This window comes from Streptococcus sp. SP8 (assembly GCF_030440045.1).
Classification (GTDB): domain Bacteria; phylum Bacillota; class Bacilli; order Lactobacillales; family Streptococcaceae; genus Streptococcus; species Streptococcus parasanguinis_I.
Map to the genome: position 1 here is coordinate 21,953 of NZ_JAQFJL010000012.1, position 25,748 is coordinate 47,700.

Consider the following 25,748-nt stretch of genomic DNA (forward strand, 5'->3'; position numbering starts at 1 on the left):
TTTCAAGCGCTTTCAAAAATATTTTTCAAAAAAACACTTCAACCCAATAAGAAAGAAATCTTGATTTCACCAATCGATAATCGCGATAAGATCTTACTGGATCTTGGAAAAGACCAACACGTGGTAACGGTCCGTTCCCAAGTTCACCTAGCAGACGGTCGGCAATTCCAGTTCACCGAAAGCCGTCGCAAATTAGACAAGTTTCATTTTGTCGACTATGCAGAGCGGAGGAAATAAAAAAAATCGGTTCAGAAAAACCTTCTGAATCAATTTTTTAGAATATGGACAAATTGCATTTACATAAAACAACCTAAGTGATGTTGAAAAATCAAAAATATATACTATTAGGTTCATTTCAATAGAAACTTTTCGCCGTGAGAAATGTGCCTGAAGTACAATTATTTCAGGCACACGGGAGTTTTGAGACCTTAGGCTCAAAACTAAGTCATGGAACTTCTTCGAAGTTCGCTGACGTCCGTACTCACCTAAGAAAAGTTTCTAAGATGACTTTGTCATCATTTGAAAGGATGGAGTTCCCATCCTTTTATTTTATCCTAAGACCAATTCATCACTCACCAAAGTTTCACCACTGTTTTGTTGGAAGAGGCGCATCAAATCTTCAACCGTTAGGTTTTTCTTTTCTTCTCCTTTGACGTCGACAACGATCTTGCCTTGGTAGAGCATGATCAAGCGGTTGCCGTATTCGATAGCATGGTTCATATCATGCGTAATCATCAAGGTTGTCAAATCATGGCTTTCCACGATCTTTTGTGTCAATTCCATGACCATTTCACTGGTCTTGGGATCAAGCGCTGCGGTATGTTCATCCAGAAGCAAGAGTTTGGGTTTAACCAAGGCTGCCATGACCAAAGTCAAAGCTTGACGTTGCCCACCAGATAGATATTGAGTATCGACTTTGAGACGGTTCTCTAAACCAATATTCAGTTCCTTCAAGGCTTCACGAAATAATTCGCGATCCTTCTCCCGAACGCCCCAGCTCAAACCACGAGATTTTCCACGACGTTGGGCAATGGCCATATTTTCTTCAATGGTCAAACGAGAAGCCGTCCCCATTTTAGGATCTTGGAAGACACGCGCAATATCCTTAGCACGCTTCCGAACACTCGTATTTTTAATGGAGTTACCTTCTAGCAAGATATCCCCTTCATCCACGACTAGATTTCCTGCCAAGATGTTCATCAAGGTTGATTTCCCAGCTCCATTTCCACCGATAACCGAAATGAAATCTCCTTCTTCCACTTGGAGATCCAAGCCTTTTAAGACATGGTTTTCATTAACCGTTCCTGCTTCAAATGTCTTATGAATGCCTTCAATTGATAATAATGTTGCCATACTTTTCTCCTACTTATTTCCTAACTTCAATCCACGAACACGAAGACGTTTTTGCGCCTCAGGAGCGAACAAGACAATCGCAAGCAAGATCGCATTGAAGAGACGGACCATATTTTGATCGAGATTTGGGATCTCGTAAATATTTAAGATAATCAAACGGTAAACAATGGCTCCAACCCCGATTGAAAGCAAGCGCCAACCAATGGTCAATTCGTGGATCAAAACTTCAGCGATAATCACAGCACTCAAGCCGACTACGATCGTCCCTGTCCCAGAAGTCACATCTGAGAAACCATCATTTTGTGCAAACATGGCTCCACACAGGGCAATCAATCCATTTGAAATCATGTAGCCCAACATCTTCATGTTATCTACATTGACCCCGTTGGCCTCACTCATTGGAATGTTATCACCAGTCGAGCGCAAAACCAAGCCAAGTTGCGTCTTCATTAAGAGGGTCAATAAGATACAGACGATGATCAAGCAAGAAATGCTAATCAAAAAGACAGCTTCTTCATTAGAAAGACCTAATTTCATCACACTCTTGAAAATGGTACTAGAATCTCCGATAGAAAGGTTAGGAACCCCTCCCATGATTTTGATATTGATAGAGTAGAGACCGGTCAAAGTGACAATCCCTGTCAAGAGGGCTGGAATTTTCATTTTTGTATGGAGAATTCCAGAGACCAATCCTGCGATCATTCCGGCTAGGAAGCCTAAAAAGGTTGCAAGCCAAGGATTTCTTCCGGCTTGAATTTGGGATGCTACAACTGCTGCCCCAAGTGGAAAGGCTCCTTCTGCCGTCATATCAGCAATATCTAAAATTCGAAATGTTAAGTAAACACCGATCGCCATGATCGACCACAATAAACCTTCTGATAAACTTGATAAAACAAAATTCATCTCAAACCTCCTATTTTTCTACCTTCAACGAGCTAATATCAATTCCAAGCTCTTTAGCCATCTCTTTATTGGTATGCAATTCTAATTTTTCAGGTGTTTCAACTGCGACTTTTCCAGGTTTCTCACCCTTCATGATGCGAACAGCCATCCGAGCAGCTTGTCTTCCCAATTCCTCATAATCAGTACCAAAGTTGTACAAACCACCAGTAGCCACCATCTCAGCAGACCCACCAAAAACTGGCACCTTATGGCTGATAGAAACCTGTTTTACAGTGTCCATTGTAGAAGAGATAATATTGTCCGTCGGAACAAAGACGATATCTGCCTCTGACATGATACTGTCTGCTGCAGCTTTCACATTGTTACTATCAAGAATTGTTTTTTCAACCACTTGATAGCCCTTAGCTTCTAGGATCTTCTTCGCATTGTCTTTTTGGACGACGGAGTTAGGCTCACTTTGCGTATAGAGAATCCCAACTGTTTTCGCCGTTGGAAGCACTTGCTTAATCATGTCTACCTGTGTAGCGATCGCATCTTCTGACTGGTCACTTGTCCCTGTGATATTGCCACCTGGTTCTTTCAAGTTTTTCACCAATTTCGCTACCAAAGGATCTGTGACAGCTGAGAAGACAATAGGTGTTGATTTAGTGGTATTAGCCAAACTTTGTGCAGAAGGGGTTGCAATCGCAAAAACTAGATCACTTTCTTCTGCCAATTGTTTAGAAATATTTTTCAGATTTCGTTGCTCCCCTTGAGCATTTTGGAAATCGATCTGAATATTTTTCCCATCTACATAGCCTTCTTTTTTCAACTCCTCGATAAAGCCTTTTCGTGTCGCATCGAGCGACTTATGGGTGATGTACTGGGAAATCCCAATTCGAAAGACATTGTCTTTTTTAGTATCCTTTAGATTGTGTAAGGTCACCAATGATGTTAACAGAAGTCCTACAACCAGGACAGGTGCTAGCAATTTTTTCACTACTTTCATTTATTGACTCCTTTTCTGCAAAATAAACAAAAAATCCGCTTAGATGATACTCTAAACGGATGCTTGAAATTCTCCAACAAGTTACAAAACCTCGGTCCATTTAGATACTAGCTCTATGGACCATCATCAAAAATCTTAGCCACATAGATACAAACAAATTGCTTGGGTTGTTTGCATCCATGAGATCATGTCTACAAACACTATCTAAAGTAGCTAAAGTAAAATTTTTGAGTTGAAATGGCTTGTTGCTTCATGTTTATTTTCTGCTTTCTTTTTTTATGGGTATTATCTTACCTTAATTTTTTTTGGCTGTCAAGACTATTTCAGAAATTTTTGAAATTTTTTGAAAATTCAACTGTTCCTGACAAGAAAAAAACAGAGGCTGGAACACGTCCAAGCCTCTATTTTTTAATCTTCTTTTGATTTTGTTTCTTCATCTTCCTCGACGATTTCAGAAATTTCAACTTTCACCTTGGTCACACGACCATTTTTTACTTTGTCATTTGTCAAAATGAGGTGTTTCTTTTGACTATCGACTTCACAGCTGAGTCGCTCTTTCAAGGTTGGAATTCGCCCAACCTCTGTCAGATAATACCCTGCAATGGTATCCACATCATCACTTTGCAACTCAACATCAAAATATTCGTTAAAGTCATTTAGTGACATGGCTCCTTGTACGACATAGGTATTGTCCGCAATTTCAAAGACATCAATTTCTGCTTTGTCAGTCTCATCGTCAATTTCACCGACGATTTCTTCCAAGAGGTCTTCAAGAGTAACCAAACCAGACATCCCACCATATTCATCAAGCAGAATAGCCATTTGATTTTGGGTATTGCGCAATTCCTTCAAAAGATCATCCACAAAAATAGTCTCTGGAACAAACAAAGGTTCTTGTAAAATCTTTCTTAAGACAATATTATCAAAGCCATTGATAAATCCTTCGTTCAAGAGACGTTTGGTATGGATGAGACCGATGACATTGTCCTTGTCATCATCATAGACAGGAATCCGTGAAAAGTTTTGCTTAAGGATACTTTCAATGATTTCTTTGGTATCATCATTGATATCAACCATGAAGGCATCCGTCCGTGGCACCATGACTTCACGCGCTACCATTTCATCTAATGAAAAGATCCCTTGGAGCATCTCAATCTCGTCCGCATCTAGTGTTGCTTCACTATTGGTCAGCATATACTCGATTTCATCCCGCGTCATCTTTTCATCCGGATCATCGAATTCCATTGGCGTGATACGGCTCAAAAGGTTGGTCGACGCTGAAAGTAACCAAACAAAGGGGCTGACAATTTTTCCTAATAGAATGATAATCGGAGCTGTTCGAACAGCCAACTCATCTTTCAGGTTCATAGCGATTCGTTTCGGATAGAGTTCGCCAAACACGATCGAAATATAAGTCAAAAATGCTAGAGATAAAAAGCTTCCAGCCGCAAGAGCTGTTTTAGTATTGCCCATCCATCCAGCAATGACATGCCCAAGACTATCTGCGAGACTCGCCCCAGATAAGATGGTAATCAAGGTGATCCCCACCTGAATAGTGGATAAAAAATGGTTGGGTTGCTCCAAAACTCTAAGAAGACGAATGTATTTTTTATCTCCTTCTTCAGCCTTTTGCTCTACACGAGAGCGATTCAACGATACCATTGACATTTCAGTCGCCGAGAAAAAGGCGTTCAATAATGTCAAAACAATCAATAAAATAACTTCCAGTAAAATTTCCTGACTGCCAGGGTCTTCCATGGATAATTTCCTCCAGTATATAATATTGTATATTATACCACAAAATAGGAGAGCCTGCATTCTTCTATAAAATTTTCTTTTTTTACCATCAAAAAATCAGGAACAAGTCCTGATTTTAGTGTTCTGCACTGGTAAAATCATAAAAGAAGGCATTGAGTTTTTCAACCAGCTCAAGCGATGAGAGACTACTTGTACAAATAAATGGTTTTTTCTTTAATTCAGGCATCATAAAGTTGGCCACCACTACGTCGGCATCAGAAGCTTCGATATCATCCACTGTCAGATTGTACTTGATCATCTGCGTAAATTCAAAGTTATCCGTACAGTAGAAATCTAGAAAATCGATCATGGATTTGGCATGGTGATCGTCAAAACGACTGATAATCAAGACCTTGATGGACTTCCGACGGCGCAATAACTGCGGCAAGAGACGTTCCCAGTGAGTGTAAACCGTGTAGATCATGTGCTTGATGATCTCATCATTTAGATCATGCTTCATGGTCTTCATATAAGTGATGATATGCTCCTTCAAATCATCATAGAAGGCTGGGAAGATGCTCATGAAATCTTCGTTGGTATTGGTCTTGGTATCAAATAAGAGAAACTCAGAGAATAATTCCTTCCGATCGAGATGAGACGTGTTATGGACATGCATCAACATCTCATCAAGATTTTCAATGTCTAAATCATAGGTATAGCATAGATCCTTGAACATATCTCTGATGAGCGTCGTTGATTCTTTGGCATAAGGATCTGTTTCTGCAGCTTCGATCAAGCTTTCTGGACTGAAATAGAAATTCTCTTGAATGAAGATGATAAAGAATTGCTCCAGCACTCTTTCATTCAACTCGACACCCAACTGCAAGCTAAAGTAGCGCAACATCTCCTCGACATTGGTCACCCCTTGATACTGGTCCTTATACACATCATAGTTCGTTGGCATGTCAATAAAATAGCCTTGCTTAATCCGTGACAAGTAGACTGTCAAGAGAACTTTATAAGACCTGAGTACAGAGAAGGTCAATGGATAGCCATAGAGCTTGAAGAAGAAGGTGATCAAATCGGTCACAGCCTCTTCCTTAAATTCTGGGAAAGGCCACTCCATATAGTAATAACGCTCTGCAAAATATTGGGCATAAAAGAAACGAACGTCAATCTCATCTCCGACAAGGTTCAAGGGTTTCAAATCAATCTTTACATTGTATTTGGTTTGAAGCTTCTGATTAATCGTCCGAATCAAGCGGTAGAAAGATTGGTAACTCAAATCAAACTTTCTGCAAATATATTCATTGGAAACATCCTTGTTGAAAAAGAGATATTCAATCAAAGCAAAGGCTTGTGATTCTTTAAAAAAGTGATGGTAAATCACCTCAAGCCCAACCGAATCCTCATAACTGATCTTGATCCCATTGGTAGATGATTCAATTAAAAAGTCATCAAATGTACTACGAAGATTAGACAAATCTTCTTTTAACGAACGTTCTGTACAATCCAAACGCTTGGCCAACTCTTTCAAGTGGAACCATCTTTTTTCCTTAATCAAGATTTCCAATAATTGCAATTGGCGTCTTTGTTTTTTCGATAAGAGCAGTCTCATCTTTTCCTACCTTTTCATATTTTCTTTCAAAATCACTTATATTTTAACACATTTCATAGCACTTGTTGACTTTTTTCCAGCATTTTTTCAAAAAACTGTACAAAAAAGACTCCAAGGCCCATATAGGCGCTAGAGTCTATGATTTATTAATGATACCAAATTCTTCTTTTTTCTTCTGCTCCTTAGCAGCACGGTGGTTATCATAAAGATTTACCAAGAATTTTACAATTTCTTTTCCAATCGAATAGACTGGAATCGCAACGACCATCCCGATAATGCCGTAAATATTACTTGAGAGCAATAAGAGAACCATAATGGTAATCGGGTGAACCTTCATCACGCCTCCAACGATACGCGGATAAAGAATATTCCCATCGATCTGCTGGATAATCAACATGTAAATGACTGCTTTGATCATCATATCCATATCTGTGAAGGCATAGGTGATGATCATCGGAATCAACCCGATGGTTGGTCCTACATATGGAATGAGATTGGCCAATCCAGAAAAAATGGCAAAGACCAAAGCATACTTCAATCCAATAAAACTATAGCCAATGTAGGCTAGGGTTCCAATGATAAAGGCATCGATAGAAATCCCACTAATATAGCGAGAGACCGTTTCATTCAAACTAATCAAGAGGCTTGAAATGTGGAGTTTGTCATTGCGTAAAATGGTCCGCTCCAACATCGGTAATAACTTCTTCCCATCGACCAAGAAATAAACCAAGAAGACAGGGGTCATGATCAAGATAAAGACCGTATTAACAATGGTATTAACCACACTTCCTAAACTGTTGGTCACACTATTCAAGAGATTTTGTAGGATATCCATATAAGAGAGATTCAACTGCTGAATCGTCGACTGGATATTCACATTCTGGAACAAAGGATTGGTCGAGAGTTTTCGAACCAAACTTTGAACTTCCCAGTAAAGTCCTTGAGTTGAATTGATCAAACTGGTTAACTGATTGATCAAGATAGGGAGCAGATAAAAGATCCCTAAGCCAATGATCCCAAACAAGAGTACTAAGGTGATCAAAATCCCAAACACACGCTTGATTTTTAAGTGTTTTTCCAACAATTCAACAATCGGATTGGTAATGTAATATAAAAAACCTGCAATTAAAAATGGTAAGAGGATGGTATTCAGAACAGATACAAATGGAGAAATCAAAGTCCCCATTGATTTCCAAATATAGAAAATCACCGTCAATAATAAGATCTCACATGTCCAGAATAACAATTTACTATTTCGAAACATTCCTTACCTCCTGTTTTCTATTCTACCATATTTTATGATAGAATAAAGGAGATTTTAATCAAAAGGATGAAGTTATGAATAATTTGATTGAACTACAAGACGTCAATTTGATCCGCAATGGAAAAGCCCTTTTAAAAGAGATTAATTGGCAAGTGAAAGAAAATGAATGTTGGGCCATTTTAGGCCTCAATGGGGCAGGAAAATCGACCCTCCTCAAACTTCTCATGTCTGAATACTGGGCAAGTTCTGGCCAGGTAACGGTCCTTGGAACCCGCTTTGGAGAAGGAGGTATTCCTGAGTTACGGAAGCGTATTGGGATCGTTAGCTCCTTTATTTCAGAAAGACTGCCAGAGCATCTTTTGACAGAACAAATTGTCCTAACCGGTCAATACAAGAGTAGTATTTTATATGCTGCATACGGGGAGGAAGAACTAAACTGGGCACGGGATATGCTAACTTCAATTGGGGCTAGCTCTTTGATCGGCCACAAATACCGGGAGCTCTCTCAGGGAGAAAAGCAGACCGTTCTCATTGCACGAAGCCTCATGGACCAGCCTGATCTGATCATTTTTGACGAAGCTTCTAGTGGATTGGATCTCTTTGCCAGAGAAAAGCTCCTCCGTCAGATCCATCATATCAAACAACTGGATCACGCGCCTACCATGATCTACGTCACCCACCATGCCGAGGAAATTACAACAGACATGACCCATGTCCTCTTACTCAAACATGGCCAAGTGGTCGAGCAAGGACCAAAGGAAAAGATCCTAACTCCCCATGTCCTTAGCCAATTTTATGAAGCACCAGTATCCCTTATTGATCTTGGTGACGAGCGACTCTTTGTCAAACCAGAAATCGCACACTGAAAAAAAGTGAATAAAGCAAAAAGAGAGTGGGACAGAAATCGATATTTCGTTAGAATTCGATTTCGTTGTCCCACCTCCTCACAGTTGAGTAGGGCTGTAAAAGATGATGAAATCAGCGTAATAGAGCCCACTCAACCACTGCGTCTTGATCGACAATCCAAAAATAATTGAGAGGCTAGGACTTTTGTCCCAGCCTCTTTTACTCTTATCTCAACGATTTCGTGCATACTCGATCAAATCGTATGGAAGCGTATTGGCACTTTCTCTTAGGGAGTAGCTTTCTAATTCATTGACATTTTGCCGCATACGGCGCGCTTGCTTGGCGGTAATCAGGTGTTGCGCTTCATATTCAAAAATAATCTTACGCTCCAAATAATAGCCTCTCAACATTTCATCGATATTATTTGGTTTTACGCGATTAATAACCCGCTCCACAAAGGCCCCACTGGTAATAATAGCAGTTTCTCTCAGACGAGATTCTTGTAGGAAAGAGATCAAACTGCTCCGATAAATCCCCTTGAGGTCTTCCAAACTTTCGATAATGATTTCTGTATTGGCCAAATAAAGGGCCGCAATCTGGTCATAATCAATGGCCTCTAACTTACTGTCTTCTCGGGTCCACCAGTTTCGCAAGCCAGACCCAAAAGTTAAGATCTCATGGACTAATAAACGCAAAAGACGGAAAGACACCAAGAGGTAATAGGTTAAGCGAGACGAAAGATTGCGATTGACACGTTGCTCCATATTGCGAAGATAGCGTTGGTAGACACGGTAGCCCCGCTCTCGAATCTTCCCTTCTTCATAAGCCTGTTCCAAGCCGTCGCTTTCAATACTCAAAATCAGGAGCTTCAACTGTTCCCAGTCCCTTTGAATGAGCCTGTTTTCTTGGCCTAGAATCAAGTTTTCTATGCGCCCATGGTAGTTATCAATCGCCGCATACAAGGGCCCCTTGTGCTTGCTATTCTTTAGGTCTGCTTCTAATTCCATGACGACATCATTTAAAATCGCGATCTGCATCAGGTAGTCATTGGTTTCTTCCTTGTCTTCTGATAATTTTGGAAGTACTACTAAGCCTGCAATAAAGCTAACAAGGGTAACTCCTGCCACTAAAAAGAGTAGGATGGGGTATTCTTTTTCGATCTTGGTTGGAATCAAAAGAATCGTCGCAATCGAAACCGTTCCCTTCACACCCGAAAAGGTCAGCAATAAGGCATCTTTTAGATAATTTCTCAACGATTTTTTTAGTCGAACCGTTCGGAACCAATAAAAGAGGTAAACCATGACAAAACGAATCAAAAAGAGCAAAGCTGTCAACAGAAAGACCGAAAGAACTAAAAGCAGATTATTGTAAATGGGACTACTTAAGATGGGCTTGGAAATCATTTCCAATTCCATTCCTAAGATAACAAAGACCGACCCATTTAAGATAAAGTTGACCGTATTCCAGACAGTATGACTCACAGTATCTACCCGCGCTTCAAGGAGGGTAATGTGCTTAAAGCGACTGGCTTTTAGGATTCCTGACACAACTACTGCAATGATACCAGAGACATGGAGTTCTTCTGCTAAGAAGAAGGTCAACAAAGGGAGACTCAGTTCTAATAACAATTCACTAGCAATATCACTGGCGCGAACACTCAAGAGTAAGGTTTGCAGCCAACGATTCACAAAGGCCGTCAAGATCCCCACCGCAAATCCTCCAATAATGGAGATTCCTAAGGAAATCCCTGCCTCTCCAAGAGAGAAACTCCCGGTCGCAAGAGCTGCCAAGGCCACTCGAAAGGCAACTAGACCTGAGGCATCATTTAGTAATCCTTCGCCTTTTAAGATATTCGAAACCCGCTTTGGAAAGCTAAAGCGCTCAGACAGGGAAGCAAAGGCTACTAAGTCGGTAGGACCAAGGGCTGCCCCAACTGCCATACAGGCTGCTAATGGAAGGCTCAGCCACAAGGAGTGAGCTGCCCAGCCCAAACTAATGGTTGAGATAAAAATCACTGGGAAAATCAAATAGAGGATGATCCGCCAGTGCTTTAAGACGGAAGTAATATCTGCTTCTTCTGCCTCTCGAAATAAGAGAGGGCCAATGACCAAGGCCAGAAAAAGCTCGGTATCCAGATGAAAATTTTCTTCTGGCACAAAGAGGGCCCAACCAATCCCTAGTAAAATTTGAATCAAGGGTAGAGGAAGGCTTGGTACAAGTTTATTCGTGGCATTTGAGATGATCAAAATCATCGAAAAGATCACTGCATAAAGGAGTAGTTCCATATCACTCCCTCCTTAGCGTTCTTGGCAGCAGGTCTCAAATTGCTGTTTTAACTCCGCAATCTTTTGGTCTGTCTTGGTTACATCCTTGTGCTCAATCTTCTTTTGGCACCGTTCCATCTCAAGCGAAACCAATTTCTTTTTTATTTTGAGCATCTTTTTGGTCATATGGGCTTCATCATAAAAACCTATAGCACGCTCGTGGATGGTTGATTCGACAAAATGATGTCTCAATCCTTCAATTTTATTCTTTAAATATTCTTTATCCATGACGGTAGCTTTCTAATTTTTCGATCATGACCAAAAACGGTGGCTGATTCACTTGATTCAGTGTCCGGTAGATGGTCGCTGTATAGTCTTTTTGAGGGAGCTGACTGGCAAAGTCCAGCACAGCATCACGCTCGATGTCTCCTCCTTCATGACCATAATAAATCATAATAGCCATTCGCCCACCTTTTTCTAGGCGAGCACAGATTTTTTCCATCGCTTCAATCGTGGTAGCTGGAAGAGTAATGACCGATTTATCTGCAGATGGCAGATAACCCAGATTAAAAATAGCTGCTTTGAGGGTCTCCACATATTGGTCCACATGCTGGTGGCCATCCAAAATCAACTGGACATGTTGAAGACCCAACTTCTCCAATCTTTCTTGAGTATTTACAAGTGCCTGCTCCTGAATATCAAAGGCATAGACCTGGCCTGCTAGTTGAGCTAAAAAGGCCGTATCATGTCCATTTCCCATGGTCGCATCCACCACCACATCTTCTTTGGTGATGACTTCTGCTAAAAATTGATGGGCCATTTCAAGTGGTCGAAGCATTGGCAGTCTCCTTTTCTTCTAGCTTACATCCTTGGGTACTTCCACGCCGACGCATTTCAGTTTCAATAGCGTTTAGGACTTCCCATTTGTTGAGACTCCACATAGGACCAATCAACATATCCCGTGGTGCGTCCCCTGTAATCCGGTGGATGACAATGTGTTTGGGGATGATCTCCAACTGGTCACAGATGACCTTGACATACTCCTCCTGGCTCATGAGTTGAAGTCGTCCTTCATGATAGTCCCGTTGCATCCGTGTATTGGTCATCAAATGCAAGAGGTGCAACTTGATGCCATCAATTTCATTATCAGTCACACAACGGCGAACATTTTCCACCATCATCTCATGCGTCTCCCCAGGAAGGCCATTGATCAAATGTGAGACGATCTCTGCCTTGGGCACCTGTTTACGAATACGCTTGACTGTTTCAACATAGAGATCATAACTATGGGCCCGATTGATCAATTCAGACGTCGCTTCATAAGTCGTCTGAAGACCCAACTCAATCGTCACATGCATGCGCTCTGTCAGCTCTGCTAGGTAGGCCAAGGTCTCATCTGGTAAACAGTCCGGACGCGTACCAATGTTGATTCCTACCACTCCTGGTTCATTGATGGCCTGTTCATACCGCTCTCGAATGACTTCCACTTTATCGTGGGTATTGGTGAAATTTTGAAAATAGACCAGATACTTCTTCACATCTGGCCATTTCCGATGCATAAAATCAATCTCTTTGTAAAACTGTTCTCGGATTGGAGCTTCTGGGGCCACAATGGCATCTCCTGAACCCGAGACCGTACAAAAAGTACAGCCACCGTGGGCGACTGTTCCGTCTCGATTAGGACAATCAAAGCCTGCATCAATTGGGACTTTAAAGGTCTTTTCTCCAAATAAGGTTCGATAATAATCATTCAAGGTATTGTAGGATTTCATACCCTTCATTATAGCAAAAAAAGAGTCGAACTCAAAACGCGACTTCGACTCCTAGTTGTTAGATGCTTATTTTTGCTTCCCTGTAAAGCGCCATTGAAATCGCAAGCGATCATACAAGGGATACTCAAACTGTAAGACAGCAAGACCCAAAATCATACTGCCGAGAACGTCTGATGGGTAGTGGACCCCGACATAAACGCGGGAAACCACAATGGTCACGATTCCCAGAACCAGCAAGCCTTGAAGGCAATAGCGGGCTGTTTTATGTTTTACATGTTGGCCGATGATGATGATCAAACTTCCCAAAACAAGGGTAGACGCCAGTGAATGACCACTCGGGAAAGAAAAGCCTTTTTCCTCTACTAGATGAAGAATACTTGGTCTCGGTCTCTGGTAGATATTCTTTAGAAGAAGAACCAAAAGACCAGTCAATACCAGATTGCTTCCAAGGAAGAGGGCCTCACTGTACCATTTCTTATAGGCAAAGACCGCTAGCAGAAGACCCACCCAGATGACAATGATCTTGGTATCCATGACATGGGTTACCTTGGTAAAGAAGACCGTCAGTGTTGCAGGCAGATCGCCTCGAATAGCAGATTGAATCGTGCTATCAAAGCCTGTTAATTGTTGCGGGTAAAAGCGAATCACATACCCAAGAATGACAAAAATGAGAAGGGCGAAGCTTGCCTTCGCCCAATGTTGTTGTTTATTTTTCATATTTTTTCAAAATCGGTTGCAATAAGGTATAGATCAACCCAAATGCGATGGCCCAAATCACCCCTTCGATCAGGTTAAACGGTGCAACCATTGCGGCTAAATAGTGGACAAGCCCTAGTGTTTTCGAAATATCATAGTTCATAAAACGAGCATACAAAGGGATTGCATAGACATAGTTCACCAACACCATCGTGATACTCAAGCTGATCGTTCCAACAATCGTTGCCAGGACAAATCGACCATGGGTCCGTTCTTTGTTCCAAATCCAAGCAAAAGCAAGGACAAAAACAAGAACACCAATGATATTGATTGGTAATCCGATCAAGGTTTCAAGTCCCTTATTATTAAGGGCTAATTTAAGAACAGATCGGATCAAGGTCACCCAAACGGCACTTTTAAAGTCCAACAGGACCAAGGCCAACAAAATGGCGATGATACTCAAATCAATTTTGAAGAAATCTATCAAGAAAGAAAATTGATAGAACATCAAAATAAAAGATAAAGCGGATAAAACAGCCACTAGGGTCAGTTTACGTGTATTTGTCATAACAGGTTCCTCCAATTTTTTAAAAATTAGAGAAGCTGGAAAGACGTCTACTCCATCATTCTACTCTAAACTATTTAAACAAAGCTTAAACTAGAAACTATTCTAGTTACTTTAGCTGGTCTCCATCGAAACATGCCGTTAGTCAGTCTTAGACTCCAAGGTACTATTCCCATGCATCAACTCTAAACAGATCAGAATAGCTGTCAGTCTATTCGTCTCTCGTCTTCTCCCATCCAGACTATACTGTCGGTTGTGGAGTCACACCACATCAGCTTGCGCTCGCGGACTTCTTTTAGAGTACGGAAAAGAACATTTCCTAGTAAAAGTCACCGCCGGTCGGGAATTACACCCTGCCCTGAAGACCCTTTTATGATAACAAAAAAAACTTGCCTAGGCAAGTTTTTGTAACGTCATGGATTACATCGTTCGGGTTTTAATTTTTCGTTCTTATTTGAGCTTGTCGTGCTCATAACGATGGCTCAACTCCAGCCCCTTAAAGCCCTGCTGGCGGAGAGCCTCATAGACAATCATGCAGACGGTATTGGAGACATTTAAACTACGGACATGCTCGTCATTCATCGGAATGCGAATGGCCTTCTCTTCGTGCTGGCGCATAAATTCTTCCGGCAATCCTTTATCTTCGCGTCCAAACAAGAAATAATGGGACTTCCCATCCTGATAAGAAACGTCCGAATAGGTCTGATTTGCAAACTTGGACACTAGGTGTACCTGACCGTCGCTCGCTGCTTCCATAAACTCTTCTAGGCTATCATAAAAACGGACATCCAGCTTGTCCCAATAATCGAGTCCTGCTCGCTTCATTTTGCGATCATCGATCGGAAAAGCCATGGGTCGTATGATATGCAAGGGGGAATTGGTCGCCGCACAAGTCCGTGCAATATTTCCCGTATTTTGTGGAATCTGAGGTTGGAACAAGACGATGTGGTTTTGAGCAGCTGACTCTTGGTAGTCCAGTTCTTCAATATTCATACTCGATCTCTTTCTGATAAAAAAATAGCCACACTGCCCGGAGTCAAGCTCAGCAAACAGCGTGGTTACAGCTTCATTAACTTAACTCACAACAGGTTTGAGGTAAATCAACGAAGGTACTTTCTAAGTATAACACTTTTGAAGCTCCTGTCAATAGTTTTTTTAGATTTTTTTAAGAAACTTTACCAAAGTTTTCAATCCCTCCTCGTTCTACTCTTTTGACGATTTTTCCTACTTGTTCTTAGCTTCTCAAAATTCCACCAGAAAATCCTTAAAAAAGATGAATTTTTCTTGAAAATAGAGTATGATAGAAGCATACTCTGGAGGTATTCTATGAAAATTATTGTTGTTGGTGGAGGAAAGGTCGGAACGGCCCTTTGTCGTTCTCTCGTTGCTGAAAACCACGATGTTATTTTGATCGAAAAAGACGAATCCGTTCTTAACCATATTACCAAACGATTTGATATCATTGGAATTTTAGGAAATGGGGCAAACTTCAAGATCTTGGAGCAAGCGGATGTTGAAGACTGCGACATCTTCATTTCCATGACCGAGTACGATGAAGTGAATATGGTCTCTGCTGTTTTGGCTAAAAAAATGGGAGCCAAAGAGACCATCGTTCGGGTGCGGAATCCTGAATATTCCAATTCCTACTTCAAGGAAAAAAATATCTTGGGCTTCTCCCTGGTTGTCAATCCGGAATTGCTGACAGCTCGATATATTGCCAATATCATTGACTTCCCAAATGCCCTTTCTGTGGAGCATTTTGCCAATGGTCGGGTAGCCTTGATGGAATTTAAGATCAAGCCAGATAGCAATCTCTGCAATATGAGCCTCTCCCAATTCCGGAAGAAATACGGAAATGTCATTGTTTGCGCAATCGAGCGTGGCAACGAACTCACCATTCCAAACGGAGACTTTGTCTTACAACCTCAAGACAAGATTTTCGTAACAGGTAATCGGATCGAGGTCGTTCTCTTCCACAACAATGTTCGCCCTCAGGTCATTAAGAGCATGATGATCATTGGTGCTGGGAAAATTGCCTATTACCTACTCAATATTCTTCAAGATGTGCGCCGCAAGATCGATCTCAAGGTTTTAGAAGTCAATCGTGAACGAGCGGAATTCTTTAGCCAGGAATTTCCTGATCTCTATGTCGTCCATGGAGACGGAACTGCTAAAGACATTCTTTTAGAAGAGAGTGCCAATAACTTCGATGCTGTGGCTACTTTGACAGGGGTCGATGAAGAAAACATCATCACCTCCATGTTCTTAAATTCTGTCGGAGTCAAAAAGAACATTACCAAGGTCAACCGAACTAGTCTGCTGGAGATCATTGGCGATCAAGATATGACCAGTATCGTTACGCCAAAACGCATCGCTGTAGATACCATTATGCACTTTATTCGTGGACGCTACAATGCACAGTTCTCAAACCTAGAAGCCTTGCACCATGTCGCAAACGGCCGGATTGAAACCTTGCAGTTCCAAATTAAGGAAGACAATAAACTAACCCAATATCCCCTCTCTGAATTGAAATTGAAGAAGGGCGTTTTGATCGCTGCCATTATTCGAAACGGCAAGGCTATTTTCCCTAATGGGGATGACCGTTTGATGGTCGGGGATCGGATTATCGTGACCACCTTGATTCAAAATGTCACTAAAATCTACGATCTACTTGAGAGGTAAGCCTGATGAATAGAAGCATGATTCGTTACCTCTTATCCAAACTCCTCTTAATCGAGGCAGGTCTCCTAATCGTTCCCCTAGTGGTCGCTGCAATCTATCGGGAACCTGCCAAGATCTTTGTCTCTATTGGAGCAACCATGGCCATCCTACTTGCGTTTGGCCTCCTTGGTAGTTTTCACAAACCAAAGGATTTTCACATCTATGCTAAGGAAGGAGTCCTGATTGTAGCACTTTGTTGGATCCTATGGTCCTTCTTTGGTGCCCTTCCCTTTGTCTTTTCGGGCCAAATTCCAAACATTATCGATGCCTTCTTTGAAGTCAGCTCCGGCTTTACAACAACAGGGGCAACGATTTTAGACGATGTGGGTGTCCTCAGCCACTCTCTCCTCTTTTGGCGTAGTTTTACCCACTTGATAGGGGGGATGGGAGTATTGGTCTTTGCCCTTGCGATTATGGACAATAACAAGAACAGCCACCTTGAAGTCATGAAGGCAGAAGTTCCTGGTCCAGTTTTTGGGAAGGTCGTTTCCAAATTAAAAAATACAGCTCAAATCCTCTACTTCTTGTACTTGGGCTTGTTCTTCCTTTTTGTGGTTCTTTATTTCCTTGCCGGCATGCCCCTTTATGATAGTTTTGTCATCGCCATGGGGACGGCTGGAACCGGGGGCTTTACCGTTTTTAACGACGGAATTGCCCACTACAATAGTAGTTTAATCACCTATTTGGTCAGTATCGGGGTTTTAGTCTTCGGGGTTAACTTTAACCTCTACTACTTCCTCATGATCCGAAAATTCAAGGCCTTCTTTAAAGATGAGGAATTGCGGACCTATATCACCATCGTCCTCGTGTCCAGTGTCTTGATCGCTTACAATGTCCTTCATCTCTATGCCAATGTCGCTAAGAGTTTTGAAATTTCTTTCTTCCAAGTTTCCAATATCATCACCACCACCGGTTTTGGTTATGGAACGACGGAAAAATGGCCTCTCTTTTCTCAGTTCATCCTCTTGATGCTGATGGTCATCGGTGGTTCTGCTGGATCGACCGCTGGGGGGCTTAAAGTCATTCGGTGCTTGACCTTATGGCGAATCGCAAAAAATCAGGTTCTTTCGACCTTGTCTCCGAATCGCGTTCTAACCTTGCATGTCAATGATACGGTATTGGATAAGGATACACAGCATCAGATCCTCAAGTACTTTACGATATACAGTTTTATCACGATCGGCTTGCTCTTTGTAGTCAGTCTAGATAATAATAACTTCATGACGGTTGTCAGTGCTGTCTTTAGTTGTTTCAACAACATCGGACCTATGATTGGAACAGGTCAAACCTTCTCCATTTTTAGTCCGATTTCAAAACTGTTACTTTCCTTAGCCATGATTGCCGGACGGCTTGAAATCTATCCAATGATTCTTCTCTTCCTCCCTAAAACATGGTCTAAACGCTGATAGACAACTCTAGTACAAAATCAACGAGAGTGGGACAGAAATCGGTAATTCGTTAGAATTCGATTTCGTCGTCCCACCTCCGCACAGTTGAGTAGGGCTGTAAAAGCTGATGAAATCAGCGTAGTAGAGCCCACTCAACCACTGCGTCTTGCTCGACAATCCAAAAATAATTGAGAGGCTAGGACTTTTGTCCCAGCCTCGTTTCTGTTTATTTGCGATCGTCCTATTTTGATTCTTCATTTCGCTTCAGACTAAAATGGTCTGGCAAGGGGTCTGGTCCTACTTTGGTTCCAGGATGGCAACGTAGAATCCTTGCAATCCCCATCAAGACACCTTTCACACCAAAACGTTCAATCGCTTGGATCATATAATTGGAACAGGTCGGTTGAAAGCGACAAGAAGGCGGAAATAGGGGAGAGATCCATTTTTGATAGCCTCTGACCAGCGCAATTAGGATTGTTTTCATGCTTTTTTAGATTTAGTCACTGCTAGATTGTGCAACTGGCTGATTTCTTTTTTGTTCAAGCGACGGTATTCACCCGGACGAAGTCCTGAGACGTCCAAATTCCCAAACTGGGTCCGGGAGAGTTTATCCACTAAAAGTCCCACCGCTTCAAACATCTTTTTAACCTGGTGGTTACGCCCTTCATGAATGGTCAACTGAACCACTGAACGGTTTTTTTCGACATCCACTTTTAAGATCTCGTAAGTTGCTGGCTTGGTTTTCTTTCCATCAATGGTCACTCCTCGCGTCAAGGGACGCAAGTTTTCCTTATTGGCAATCCCTTTGACACGCGCCACATAGACCTTATCAATTTCATTGCGCGGGTGAATCATCTCATCTGTAAAATCACCATCATTGGTCAAAATCAAGACACCAGATGTATCCCAGTCCAAACGTCCCACTGGGTAGATGCGCTCTGGTACTTGAGATAAAAGGTCAACGACTGTTGTCCGTCCTTTATCATCCGATACACTAGAGATGACACCACGTGGCTTATTTAAAAGATAGTAGACCTTTTCTTCGTTATAGATTGGAGTCCCTTCTACTTCAACCTGATCACCGGTTTTAATGATAGTCGCTAATTCACGCACAACTTGGCCATTGACCGTCACCAAGCCTTGCTTGATCAGTTCTTCGGCCTTGCGACGACTAGCCACTCCTGCATGGGCAATATATTTGTTAATTCTCATCTAGTTCCTCTGTTCTCTCTGAAAATAATTGACCTTCCTCTGGATCGATGTCCACTTCCTCAACCTTTGGTAATTCCTCCAAATGATTGATCCCCATATAATCCAAAAAATACTCCGTCGTGACATACAAATTAGGACGCCCGAGGACTTCTTTTTTTCCATCTTCGCGGATCAGATCAAATGACAGTAGTTTGGTAATGGCACCACTGGAATTAACGCCTCGAATATCATCGACCTCCACGCGGGTGATCGGTTGCTTATAAGCAATGATTGATAAGGTTTCAAGGGCAGCCCGAGACAAACTTTGGTTCATAGGCGTTCTAGAATAGTCTCGTAAAACCGAAGCGTAGTCTGCCTTTGTCACCAATTTATAACGGGAAGCTGTCTCCATCAAACACAGACTGGTATCTGTATCCTCCTGGTATTTTTGGGCCAATTTTTCTAAACTTTGCACCACACCTGTTGGGGGTAATGAGAGAAGATCTGCGATTTGTCTGGCAGTAATTCCTTCTTCACCCGCTACAAATAAGAGTGCTTCAATTTCAGCTAATTTGCTCATGTTCAATCCTATTTAAGTAAATTTCTCCAAAAGCCCTATCCTGGATCACCGTTACTTCTTGAATCTTGATCAATTCAAGGGTTGCAAGAAATAGAGTAATGACCTCTTGGAGATCCGTTGCTTCTAGAAACAAGTCCTGCAAGAGAACTTGTGAGCGATCGTGGAATCGGTGTCGCAGCTGGTCCATCAGATCCTCAATCTTGTATTCATCCTTTACAATGGTTGTATGGTTCTGGCGGAATTCTTCTTTTTTCTTGGTCAATAATTTTGAGAAAGCCAAGAAGAGATCCACCGTGGTGCGATCATGAAGTAATTCGGTATCGTCATAAATCAATTCCATCTTTGGTTTTGAATAATAGAGGGCGCGCTCCTCGTGCTGTGAGGCTATCAACTCTCCTAATTGCTTGTAAGTACGGTACTCTTCCAATTGAGAAAGGAGGTCCTGCTCGAGATCCTCTGCTTCATCCATCTCCTCTGCAACCTTAGGAAGAAGTCTTCGACTCTTGATCAAGGTTAGTTGACTCGCCATCAGCATGTATTCTCCTGCTACCTCTAGTTTCATAGCCTGGAGGGTCGCCAGATAAGCCAGATACTGTTCGATCACCTCAATCAAGGGGACCTCATAAATATCCATCTGGTATTTAGAGACCAAGTGGAGCAAGAGGTCCAAAGGTCCTTCAAAATCTTTTATTTTAATATCCATTATTTATATTTTTCTAATGTCACCATGGTTTTTAGGCCCAATTCACGCGCAATACTAAAGAGATCCACACCGAGTTCACGTTGTTTCAAAATATACTGCTCACGAATTGATTGGGCCGAAAGGTCTTGGTTGCCTTTTTCGATCAAGAAGGCTTCTAACTGTCGGAATCCCCACTGACGGGAGTAAGATTTTCCTTTATTATCAAAGAGATAGACACCATCGAGGAAGAGTTGCAACTCATCCAGTAAAGGCTCTGGAACTTTTAAAACCCGTTTTTGGCCATCTTTGCCCACTCGAATGACATGAAAGTCCAGCTGAATATCTTCGACCTTGACTTGGAGGATCTCACTTGGCAATAAGCCCATCTCCAGAATCAATAAGGCCATCAAGCGTCCCTGTGGGTTAGTTGATTCTTCCCAAAAATGGGTCAGATCCAACAATTCACGATCATGGATCTTGGCCGGTTGAATTTTAGGCAAGACCAAACGATGGTATTCAGAAATAAAGCGTTCTTGATACAAATAATATAAAAATTGGTTAACAGCGGATAATTTTCGTTTTTGAACCGCCGGTTTAAAATCTTTAATCGAAGCTTGGTAAATTCTCAAATTCGTCGGCGTCACTTTTCCATGAATTGATTCAATAAATTGGTCCAAATCATAGAAATAGGCTGACTGAGAATTTTCACTTAGTTCTTTTTGATCAATAAAACTTGCAATAAATTCTTTCATTTTGGAATCATCTCGTATTCATTTGAAAAATTATGCATCAGCGAATTGATGGCTTTGAGGATAGATTTCCGAGTAATAATCCCTTGGAAATAACCTTCTTCATCCACCACTGATAAGAAGGAGTCATCCACCAACTTGTGAAGGACTTCTGTCAAATTGAAGTCTAAGCCGATGACCCCGACCTCCTTCTTTGCAACGTCTACGATATCCATCGAAGCAAAAGTCTCCTCAGGAATCTCGTGTTTCAATTGATAAGATAGAATATCCGTTAGGGAGATCGTCCCCACAAACTTGCGTTCATCCGTCACTACCGGGATGCGACTATAGCTAATCTGGCTCAACAGCAAGACCGCATGGTCTACATTGTGGGTATCAATCAAGACCGCTAAATTTTTGGCAGGAGTTAAGAACGTCTCTTCCTGCGCCAGCAAGAAACGTTCAAATTCCTTTGCTATCATCTGCTAAACTCCTTTGTCAATTCAGGGTACAATTCATGATCTCGCGTATAATACTCTACCTTGAAGTTCGAATCGGTAATCTCTATCTTGGCATACAAACACTCGCGAATCAGACCACGAGGTTGGCTAATGGATCCAGGATTCACAAAGAGGGTTCTTCCTTCCTTCCAAGCATCTGGGATATGAAGATGGCCGTATAGACAGATATCTGCTTCCTCCTCTTGGGCCCACAGATCCAATTTTTGAAAACTAAAATTGATCTGGAAGAGATGTCCGTGGGTCTGGATGATCCGTGTTGGCCCTAGTTGGGTCACCAAGCGTTCCGGATAGCCATCATAAAAATCCATATTTCCTTGGACAACGTGGATCCCTTCCCAGACAGGATCGTCACTTTTTAGCTCAGAATCCCCATTGTGAAAGATCCCATCGACCTGACCTAGGTATTTTTCTTTAATAGCTTCAACAATGGAGCGGTCTCCATGCGAGTCACTCATAACGATGATTGTTTGCTTTGCCATGATGGAAATACCTCCAATAACTTTTTAACAGCTAAAGCACGATGTGATTGTGTATTTTTTTCTTCTAGCGTTAATTCAGCAGCAGCACGGCCCGTTTCCCCAACTAAGAAGAGAGGGTCATAGCCAAAGCCGTGTTCCCCTTTGGGCTCAAAATTAATATATCCAGGCCAATCTGCTTCCACCACTAGGCTTTCCTTGCCTGGTCTTGCAACCACCAAGGTCGTATGGAACTGAGCTGAACGATCTTTCAAATCAAAGACCATGGCTAATTCGTGCAACAATTTCGCATTGTTTTCCGCATCTGTCGCACCAACTCCCGCAAAGCGAGCTGACCAAACTCCTGGTAAGCCTCCCAAGATATCCACCTTCAAACCTGAATCATCTGCTAAGACTGTTTTCCCAGTTAGCTCTGCAATGGTTTCAGCTTTTAGGCGGGCATTCTCTTCAAAGGTCATCCCTGTTTCTTCGACTTCTGGAAGCTCTGGGTATTGATTGAGATTTTCCACTTCAAAGCCCAGCTTTTCAAACATATTACGGAATTCTTTTGTTTTTCCCTCATTTCGAGTCGCAATAAGAATCGTATCTTTGACCTTGTCTTGACCTAAGAAGGCTTCCAAATCCACCCCATCACTTGGCAAATGCAAGTAAAGCAATTTCCCTTTTTCAACCAAGAGCAAGGCTCCTTGACGCTGTACGATCTCAAAAGCTCTTCCCTTGACTTCATTTAAGATTTCAATCAAAAAGGTCAGAAAACGAAAGGCTGAACCATAGCGTATCACCGATAGATTGAGAGGGAATCCTTCAGGATCCTTGGCAAAGAGAAGTTCCAGCTGGTCTAACAGAGTGGAAGCTTCCGCAGGCACTTGACTAAATTGGTTGTAGTCTGCATCTTCTCCCCATTGGGCAATATACCAATCTTGGGGATCTTTGTATTCAAATAGTTTGTCACTCATAAATTTACATGCTCCACATTCACTGAACGTTCTAGCCATTTTTCGGCAATCGCTGCAAAGCTATTGGCATTTGCAGTGGTATAAAAGCGGTGGGTCTGTTCTAAGAGTTCGCGACTCTTATTGAGCTCAAAATAGTTTAATAAGACGGAAATATCCCGAACACACTCAGCTCCACTATCAATCAATTTGACATCCGGTCCCATCACATTTTGAATGATCGGTTTTAAAAGGGGATAATGGGTGCATCCCAAGACCAAGGTATCAACCTTTCCAACTAGTGGTTTTAGGGTTTCGTAGACCACCTTTTTGGTCACACTGGATGCCAACTCGTTTGATTCCACTAAAGGAACAAACTTGGGACAAGCTAAACTGCTGACTTCCATGTCTGGTGCCAGACTTTGAATCTTCTCTTTATAAATTCCAGAAGAAACCGTCATCGGTGTCCCAATCACCCCAATTTTTTGATGGGTCGTCGATTTAATGGCTGCAGAAGCTCCGGGCAAAATCACTCCTAAAACGGGAATATCAAGTTTCTCCTTGACTTCTTCCCAAACAACTGCCGTCGCTGTATTACAGGCTAAGACAATCATCTTGACATTTTTGGTCAGAAGGAAGTTCACCATCTGCCAAGTATACTCGCGAATTTGGTCTGCTGGTCTAGGACCATAAGGTGCACGCGCTGAATCTCCAATATAGACGACATCTTCGTGAGGAAGCTGACGGAGCAATTCGCGGACAACAGTCAGGCCCCCTACTCCAGAATCTAAAAAACCAATCGGTCGGTTATCCATATCTCTTCCTTCCAAAAGGAGGGACTAAGAAATTCCTCCAAGCCCCTCTCATTTATTATCGTGAGATTGCCCCACTCTTATTTTTTCTTGTTTTTCGCCATTGCTGATTTTTGTTGGTTCACAATTTGGCGATAGACTTGTTGAACTTTTGCTTCGCTTGGACGTTGGCCGCTGGCACCTAAAAGTGTACGGACTGCTTCAACATTCAAACGTGGGTTTGAGGCAAATTCTTTTTCAAATTGACGACGAAGCAAGAACATTCCTGCAACCATCCCACCAAAGAAAGCTAAAATAATCAACAAAATTCCTAAAAAGAGATTCATAAAATTTTCTCCGATCCATTATTTTTACATAACTATCATTATATCAGACAATCGCTTATTTTTCAATGTCAAAGCCGTAGAGTGTCGCAAGATAATCTTCTGGTTTTTCTGCTCGACGAATCAAACGGGCCTGCCCATCTTCTTGAAGCAAAACTTCTGCCGAACGCAACTTAGCATTGTACTGATACCCCATTGAAAATCCATGAGCTCCGGTGTCATGGATCACAAGTAAATCTCCAATCTCCGTCACGGGTAGTTCTCGTTGTTTGGCAAATTTATCGTTATTTTCACAGAGACTTCCCACTACATCGACCACTTCAGTCGGTTCCTCTGGACGATCCATATTGGTGATATGGTGATAAGCACCGTACATAGCCGGTCTAAGAAGATTCACCGCTGAAGCATCGACGCCCACATAGGTCCGGTAGGTTTTCTTTTTATGAGTAACTCTGGTTACCAGGAGGCCGTGTGAAGCTAGCATAAAGCGACCAAGCTCGGTATAGATTTTCACATTACCAAGTCCTGCCGGTTTGAGAATCTCATCAAAAACGCGTTGCACACCTTCCCCAATAATGGCAATATCATTTGGTTCTTGTTCTGGTTTGTAATTGACCCCAACTCCACCAGAAAGGTTGATGAAGCCCAAGTGGACACCTGTTTTCTCGACGACTTCTACTGCCAATTCAAAAAGTTGACGCGCTAGCTCTGGATAGTAGTCGTTGGATACAGTATTAGAAGCCAATAAAGCGTGAATGCCAAACTCTTCCACACCTAGTTCTTTCAACTCGATAAAGGCTTGGATCAATTGCTCCTTGGTCATTCCAAACTTGGCTTCTTCAGGATTGTCCATAATATCGGTTCCCAGTTCAAAAACTCCACCAGGATTATAGCGGCAAGAAATAACCTTGGGGATGCTGGTCACAGACTTCAAGAAAGCAATGTCTTCATAGGCGTCCAGATTGATAGTTGCCCCTAATTCTCTCGCATAGACAAATTCATCAGCTGGCGTGTTGTTAGAAGAAAACATGATTTCTTTCCCACTAAAGCCCAGTTTATCCGCCATTAACAATTCCACGTAGCTGGCCGTGTCGACTCCACAGCCCTCTTCTTGCAAAATTTTTAGGATCGATGGGTTAGGAGTCGCCTTGATGGCAAAGTATTCCTTAAATCCTTCATTCCAAGCAAAAGCTTGATGGAGGGCACGAGCCGTTTCACGAATTCCTGCTTCATCATAGAGATGGAAAGGGGTAGGAAATTCTTGGGTCAGACTTTCTAATTGTTCACGGGTTACAAAAGGTGTTTTCATAAGCGCTCATTTCTATTCTTTAGTCACTATTAGTATAGCACAAGTCGGAAGACAAAAAAAGCCGAGGCAACTGCCCCAG

General features: G+C 42.0%; 27 protein-coding genes, 1 pseudogene and 1 riboswitch. Of the genes and pseudogenes, 4 read left to right on the forward strand and 24 right to left on the reverse strand.

Translation table 11 applies throughout. From position 1 onward, the window contains the following. Positions 1-21 precede the first annotated feature (21 nt). Positions 22-237: pseudogene (locus PCY11_RS08085) on the forward strand (UTRA domain-containing protein); the annotation flags it as partial. A gap of 312 nt (positions 238-549) precedes the next feature. Here PCY11_RS08085 and PCY11_RS08090 read toward each other — a convergent pair. The 6 genes from PCY11_RS08090 to PCY11_RS08115 all read right to left on the reverse strand — a co-directional run bounded on the left by PCY11_RS08090 (position 550) and on the right by PCY11_RS08115 (position 7,863). After that, the gene (locus PCY11_RS08090; RefSeq protein ID WP_003005034.1) at positions 550-1,353 is read right to left on the reverse strand and encodes an ABC transporter ATP-binding protein; all 804 of its coding nucleotides are present in this window, start codon (positions 1,351-1,353) and stop codon (positions 550-552) included. Between the two features lie 9 nt (positions 1,354-1,362). Further along, positions 1,363-2,256, reverse strand: a complete 894-nt coding sequence (locus PCY11_RS08095; protein ID WP_013903975.1) for an ABC transporter permease — start codon at positions 2,254-2,256, stop codon at positions 1,363-1,365. A gap of 10 nt (positions 2,257-2,266) precedes the next feature. Next, positions 2,267-3,244 carry an ABC transporter substrate-binding protein gene (locus tag PCY11_RS08100; RefSeq protein ID WP_023918863.1) on the reverse strand — a complete coding sequence of 326 codons (978 nt, stop codon included), beginning with the start codon at positions 3,242-3,244 and terminating at the stop codon, positions 2,267-2,269. A gap of 408 nt (positions 3,245-3,652) precedes the next feature. After that, positions 3,653-5,002, reverse strand: a complete 1,350-nt coding sequence (locus tag PCY11_RS08105; protein ID WP_061591394.1) for a hemolysin family protein — start codon at positions 5,000-5,002, stop codon at positions 3,653-3,655. 115 nt (positions 5,003-5,117) lie between these two features. Then, positions 5,118-6,599, reverse strand: a complete 1,482-nt coding sequence (locus PCY11_RS08110) for a M protein trans-acting positive regulator PRD domain-containing protein (protein WP_061591395.1) — start codon at positions 6,597-6,599, stop codon at positions 5,118-5,120. Positions 6,600-6,735: 136 nt separating this feature from the next. Then, on the reverse strand, positions 6,736-7,863 hold the full coding sequence (locus PCY11_RS08115) for an AI-2E family transporter (protein ID WP_003008322.1): 1,128 nt from the start codon (positions 7,861-7,863) through the stop codon (positions 6,736-6,738). 74 nt (positions 7,864-7,937) lie between these two features. Here PCY11_RS08115 and PCY11_RS08120 point away from each other — a divergent pair, with 74 nt between their 5' ends. Next, positions 7,938-8,729 carry an ABC transporter ATP-binding protein gene (locus tag PCY11_RS08120; RefSeq protein WP_070845954.1) on the forward strand — a complete coding sequence of 264 codons (792 nt, stop codon included), beginning with the start codon at positions 7,938-7,940 and terminating at the stop codon, positions 8,727-8,729. Between the two features lie 210 nt (positions 8,730-8,939). Here PCY11_RS08120 and PCY11_RS08125 read toward each other — a convergent pair whose 3' ends face one another. From PCY11_RS08125 to PCY11_RS08155, 7 genes are all read right to left on the reverse strand, one after another. After that, the gene (locus PCY11_RS08125) at positions 8,940-10,994 is read right to left on the reverse strand and encodes a sodium:proton antiporter (RefSeq protein WP_024055342.1); all 2,055 of its coding nucleotides are present in this window, start codon (positions 10,992-10,994) and stop codon (positions 8,940-8,942) included. 12 nt (positions 10,995-11,006) lie between these two features. Next, positions 11,007-11,261: a hypothetical protein gene (locus tag PCY11_RS08130; RefSeq protein ID WP_023918874.1), complete on the reverse strand. Its 255-nt coding sequence runs from the start codon at positions 11,259-11,261 to the stop codon at positions 11,007-11,009. Continuing rightward, complete coding sequence (locus PCY11_RS08135; RefSeq protein ID WP_070845952.1) at positions 11,254-11,811, reverse strand: class I SAM-dependent methyltransferase; 558 nt, start codon at positions 11,809-11,811, stop codon at positions 11,254-11,256. The genes PCY11_RS08130 and PCY11_RS08135 overlap by 8 nt, the downstream gene beginning before the upstream one ends. After that, entirely contained in the window at positions 11,795-12,754 is a 960-nt protein-coding gene (locus PCY11_RS08140) for a TIGR01212 family radical SAM protein (RefSeq protein ID WP_024055344.1), read from the reverse strand. The genes PCY11_RS08135 and PCY11_RS08140 overlap by 17 nt, the downstream gene beginning before the upstream one ends. A gap of 57 nt (positions 12,755-12,811) precedes the next feature. After that, entirely contained in the window at positions 12,812-13,462 is a 651-nt protein-coding gene (locus PCY11_RS08145; protein ID WP_024055345.1) for a phosphatase PAP2 family protein, read from the reverse strand. Continuing rightward, entirely contained in the window at positions 13,452-14,024 is a 573-nt protein-coding gene (locus tag PCY11_RS08150) for an ECF transporter S component (RefSeq protein ID WP_324252899.1), read from the reverse strand. The genes PCY11_RS08145 and PCY11_RS08150 overlap by 11 nt, the downstream gene beginning before the upstream one ends. A 202-nt stretch (positions 14,025-14,226) precedes the next feature. Continuing rightward, positions 14,227-14,376: riboswitch (FMN riboswitch) on the reverse strand. 80 nt (positions 14,377-14,456) lie between these two features. Then, positions 14,457-14,999 (reverse strand): tRNA (cytidine(34)-2'-O)-methyltransferase, encoded by a 543-nt coding sequence (locus PCY11_RS08155; RefSeq protein WP_024055209.1) that lies wholly within the window; start codon positions 14,997-14,999, stop codon positions 14,457-14,459. 333 nt (positions 15,000-15,332) lie between these two features. Between PCY11_RS08155 and trkA the strand changes: the two genes are divergently transcribed. Both trkA and PCY11_RS08165 read left to right on the forward strand, forming a co-directional pair. After that, on the forward strand, positions 15,333-16,688 hold the full coding sequence (trkA, locus tag PCY11_RS08160; RefSeq protein WP_061591405.1) for a Trk system potassium transporter TrkA: 1,356 nt from the start codon (positions 15,333-15,335) through the stop codon (positions 16,686-16,688). Positions 16,689-16,693: 5 nt separating this feature from the next. Next, positions 16,694-18,133, forward strand: a complete 1,440-nt coding sequence (locus tag PCY11_RS08165) for a TrkH family potassium uptake protein (RefSeq protein WP_061591406.1) — start codon at positions 16,694-16,696, stop codon at positions 18,131-18,133. Between the two features lie 223 nt (positions 18,134-18,356). Here the strand turns inward: PCY11_RS08165 and yidD are convergent, their stop codons facing one another. The 11 genes from yidD to PCY11_RS08220 all read right to left on the reverse strand — a co-directional run bounded on the left by yidD (position 18,357) and on the right by PCY11_RS08220 (position 25,669). Beyond that, positions 18,357-18,599 carry a membrane protein insertion efficiency factor YidD gene (gene yidD, locus PCY11_RS08170; protein ID WP_023918885.1) on the reverse strand — a complete coding sequence of 81 codons (243 nt, stop codon included), beginning with the start codon at positions 18,597-18,599 and terminating at the stop codon, positions 18,357-18,359. Next, complete coding sequence (locus tag PCY11_RS08175; protein ID WP_003005375.1) at positions 18,596-19,327, reverse strand: pseudouridine synthase; 732 nt, start codon at positions 19,325-19,327, stop codon at positions 18,596-18,598. Before PCY11_RS08175 ends, yidD begins: the two co-directional genes overlap by 4 nt. Further along, entirely contained in the window at positions 19,317-19,886 is a 570-nt protein-coding gene (gene scpB, locus PCY11_RS08180) for an SMC-Scp complex subunit ScpB (RefSeq protein ID WP_003017403.1), read from the reverse strand. Before scpB ends, PCY11_RS08175 begins: the two co-directional genes overlap by 11 nt. Continuing rightward, positions 19,870-20,589 carry a segregation/condensation protein A gene (locus PCY11_RS08185; RefSeq protein ID WP_070845948.1) on the reverse strand — a complete coding sequence of 240 codons (720 nt, stop codon included), beginning with the start codon at positions 20,587-20,589 and terminating at the stop codon, positions 19,870-19,872. The genes scpB and PCY11_RS08185 overlap by 17 nt, the downstream gene beginning before the upstream one ends. Next, the gene (gene xerD, locus PCY11_RS08190) at positions 20,589-21,320 is read right to left on the reverse strand and encodes a site-specific tyrosine recombinase XerD (RefSeq protein ID WP_070466407.1); all 732 of its coding nucleotides are present in this window, start codon (positions 21,318-21,320) and stop codon (positions 20,589-20,591) included. The genes PCY11_RS08185 and xerD overlap by 1 nt, the downstream gene beginning before the upstream one ends. Then, positions 21,317-21,778 carry a cyclic-di-AMP-binding protein CbpB gene (gene cbpB / locus PCY11_RS08195; protein WP_003008353.1) on the reverse strand — a complete coding sequence of 154 codons (462 nt, stop codon included), beginning with the start codon at positions 21,776-21,778 and terminating at the stop codon, positions 21,317-21,319. Before cbpB ends, xerD begins: the two co-directional genes overlap by 4 nt. Continuing rightward, on the reverse strand, positions 21,775-22,296 hold the full coding sequence (locus PCY11_RS08200; RefSeq protein ID WP_070845946.1) for a metallophosphoesterase: 522 nt from the start codon (positions 22,294-22,296) through the stop codon (positions 21,775-21,777). Before PCY11_RS08200 ends, cbpB begins: the two co-directional genes overlap by 4 nt. Continuing rightward, positions 22,269-23,249: a nucleoside-triphosphate diphosphatase gene (locus PCY11_RS08205; protein ID WP_070845944.1), complete on the reverse strand. Its 981-nt coding sequence runs from the start codon at positions 23,247-23,249 to the stop codon at positions 22,269-22,271. The genes PCY11_RS08200 and PCY11_RS08205 overlap by 28 nt, the downstream gene beginning before the upstream one ends. Then, the gene (gene racE, locus PCY11_RS08210) at positions 23,246-24,040 is read right to left on the reverse strand and encodes a glutamate racemase (RefSeq protein ID WP_003008361.1); all 795 of its coding nucleotides are present in this window, start codon (positions 24,038-24,040) and stop codon (positions 23,246-23,248) included. Before racE ends, PCY11_RS08205 begins: the two co-directional genes overlap by 4 nt. 77 nt (positions 24,041-24,117) lie before the next feature. Then, positions 24,118-24,363, reverse strand: a complete 246-nt coding sequence (locus PCY11_RS08215; RefSeq protein WP_003005109.1) for a YneF family protein — start codon at positions 24,361-24,363, stop codon at positions 24,118-24,120. A gap of 55 nt (positions 24,364-24,418) precedes the next feature. Further along, positions 24,419-25,669: a diaminopimelate decarboxylase gene (locus tag PCY11_RS08220; RefSeq protein WP_070845942.1), complete on the reverse strand. Its 1,251-nt coding sequence runs from the start codon at positions 25,667-25,669 to the stop codon at positions 24,419-24,421. Positions 25,670-25,748: the final 79 nt, after the last annotated feature.

What these genes read in the sequence shown, in the direction of transcription:
- PCY11_RS08090 (WP_003005034.1), bottom strand. Translation starts at nt 1,353, where the DNA reads ATGGCAACATTATTATCAATTGAAGGCATTCATAAGACATTTGAAGCA.
- PCY11_RS08095 (WP_013903975.1), bottom strand. Translation starts at nt 2,256, where the DNA reads ATGAATTTTGTTTTATCAAGTTTATCAGAAGGTTTATTGTGGTCGATC.
- PCY11_RS08100 (WP_023918863.1), bottom strand. Translation starts at nt 3,244, where the DNA reads ATGAAAGTAGTGAAAAAATTGCTAGCACCTGTCCTGGTTGTAGGACTT.
- PCY11_RS08105 (WP_061591394.1), bottom strand. Translation starts at nt 5,002, where the DNA reads ATGGAAGACCCTGGCAGTCAGGAAATTTTACTGGAAGTTATTTTATTG.
- PCY11_RS08110 (WP_061591395.1), bottom strand. Translation starts at nt 6,599, where the DNA reads ATGAGACTGCTCTTATCGAAAAAACAAAGACGCCAATTGCAATTATTG.
- PCY11_RS08115 (WP_003008322.1), bottom strand. Translation starts at nt 7,863, where the DNA reads ATGTTTCGAAATAGTAAATTGTTATTCTGGACATGTGAGATCTTATTA.
- PCY11_RS08120 (WP_070845954.1), top strand. Translation starts at nt 7,938, where the DNA reads ATGAATAATTTGATTGAACTACAAGACGTCAATTTGATCCGCAATGGA.
- PCY11_RS08125 (WP_024055342.1), bottom strand. Translation starts at nt 10,994, where the DNA reads ATGGAACTACTCCTTTATGCAGTGATCTTTTCGATGATTTTGATCATC.
- PCY11_RS08130 (WP_023918874.1), bottom strand. Translation starts at nt 11,261, where the DNA reads ATGGATAAAGAATATTTAAAGAATAAAATTGAAGGATTGAGACATCAT.
- PCY11_RS08135 (WP_070845952.1), bottom strand. Translation starts at nt 11,811, where the DNA reads ATGCTTCGACCACTTGAAATGGCCCATCAATTTTTAGCAGAAGTCATC.
- PCY11_RS08140 (WP_024055344.1), bottom strand. Translation starts at nt 12,754, where the DNA reads ATGAAGGGTATGAAATCCTACAATACCTTGAATGATTATTATCGAACC.
- PCY11_RS08145 (WP_024055345.1), bottom strand. Translation starts at nt 13,462, where the DNA reads ATGAAAAATAAACAACAACATTGGGCGAAGGCAAGCTTCGCCCTTCTC.
- PCY11_RS08155 (WP_024055209.1), bottom strand. Translation starts at nt 14,999, where the DNA reads ATGAATATTGAAGAACTGGACTACCAAGAGTCAGCTGCTCAAAACCAC.
- trkA (WP_061591405.1), top strand. Translation starts at nt 15,333, where the DNA reads ATGAAAATTATTGTTGTTGGTGGAGGAAAGGTCGGAACGGCCCTTTGT.
- PCY11_RS08165 (WP_061591406.1), top strand. Translation starts at nt 16,694, where the DNA reads ATGAATAGAAGCATGATTCGTTACCTCTTATCCAAACTCCTCTTAATC.
- yidD (WP_023918885.1), bottom strand. Translation starts at nt 18,599, where the DNA reads ATGAAAACAATCCTAATTGCGCTGGTCAGAGGCTATCAAAAATGGATC.
- PCY11_RS08175 (WP_003005375.1), bottom strand. Translation starts at nt 19,327, where the DNA reads ATGAGAATTAACAAATATATTGCCCATGCAGGAGTGGCTAGTCGTCGC.
- scpB (WP_003017403.1), bottom strand. Translation starts at nt 19,886, where the DNA reads ATGAGCAAATTAGCTGAAATTGAAGCACTCTTATTTGTAGCGGGTGAA.
- PCY11_RS08185 (WP_070845948.1), bottom strand. Translation starts at nt 20,589, where the DNA reads ATGGATATTAAAATAAAAGATTTTGAAGGACCTTTGGACCTCTTGCTC.
- xerD (WP_070466407.1), bottom strand. Translation starts at nt 21,320, where the DNA reads ATGAAAGAATTTATTGCAAGTTTTATTGATCAAAAAGAACTAAGTGAA.
- cbpB (WP_003008353.1), bottom strand. Translation starts at nt 21,778, where the DNA reads ATGATAGCAAAGGAATTTGAACGTTTCTTGCTGGCGCAGGAAGAGACG.
- PCY11_RS08200 (WP_070845946.1), bottom strand. Translation starts at nt 22,296, where the DNA reads ATGGCAAAGCAAACAATCATCGTTATGAGTGACTCGCATGGAGACCGC.
- PCY11_RS08205 (WP_070845944.1), bottom strand. Translation starts at nt 23,249, where the DNA reads ATGAGTGACAAACTATTTGAATACAAAGATCCCCAAGATTGGTATATT.
- racE (WP_003008361.1), bottom strand. Translation starts at nt 24,040, where the DNA reads ATGGATAACCGACCGATTGGTTTTTTAGATTCTGGAGTAGGGGGCCTG.
- PCY11_RS08215 (WP_003005109.1), bottom strand. Translation starts at nt 24,363, where the DNA reads ATGAATCTCTTTTTAGGAATTTTGTTGATTATTTTAGCTTTCTTTGGT.
- PCY11_RS08220 (WP_070845942.1), bottom strand. Translation starts at nt 25,669, where the DNA reads ATGAAAACACCTTTTGTAACCCGTGAACAATTAGAAAGTCTGACCCAA.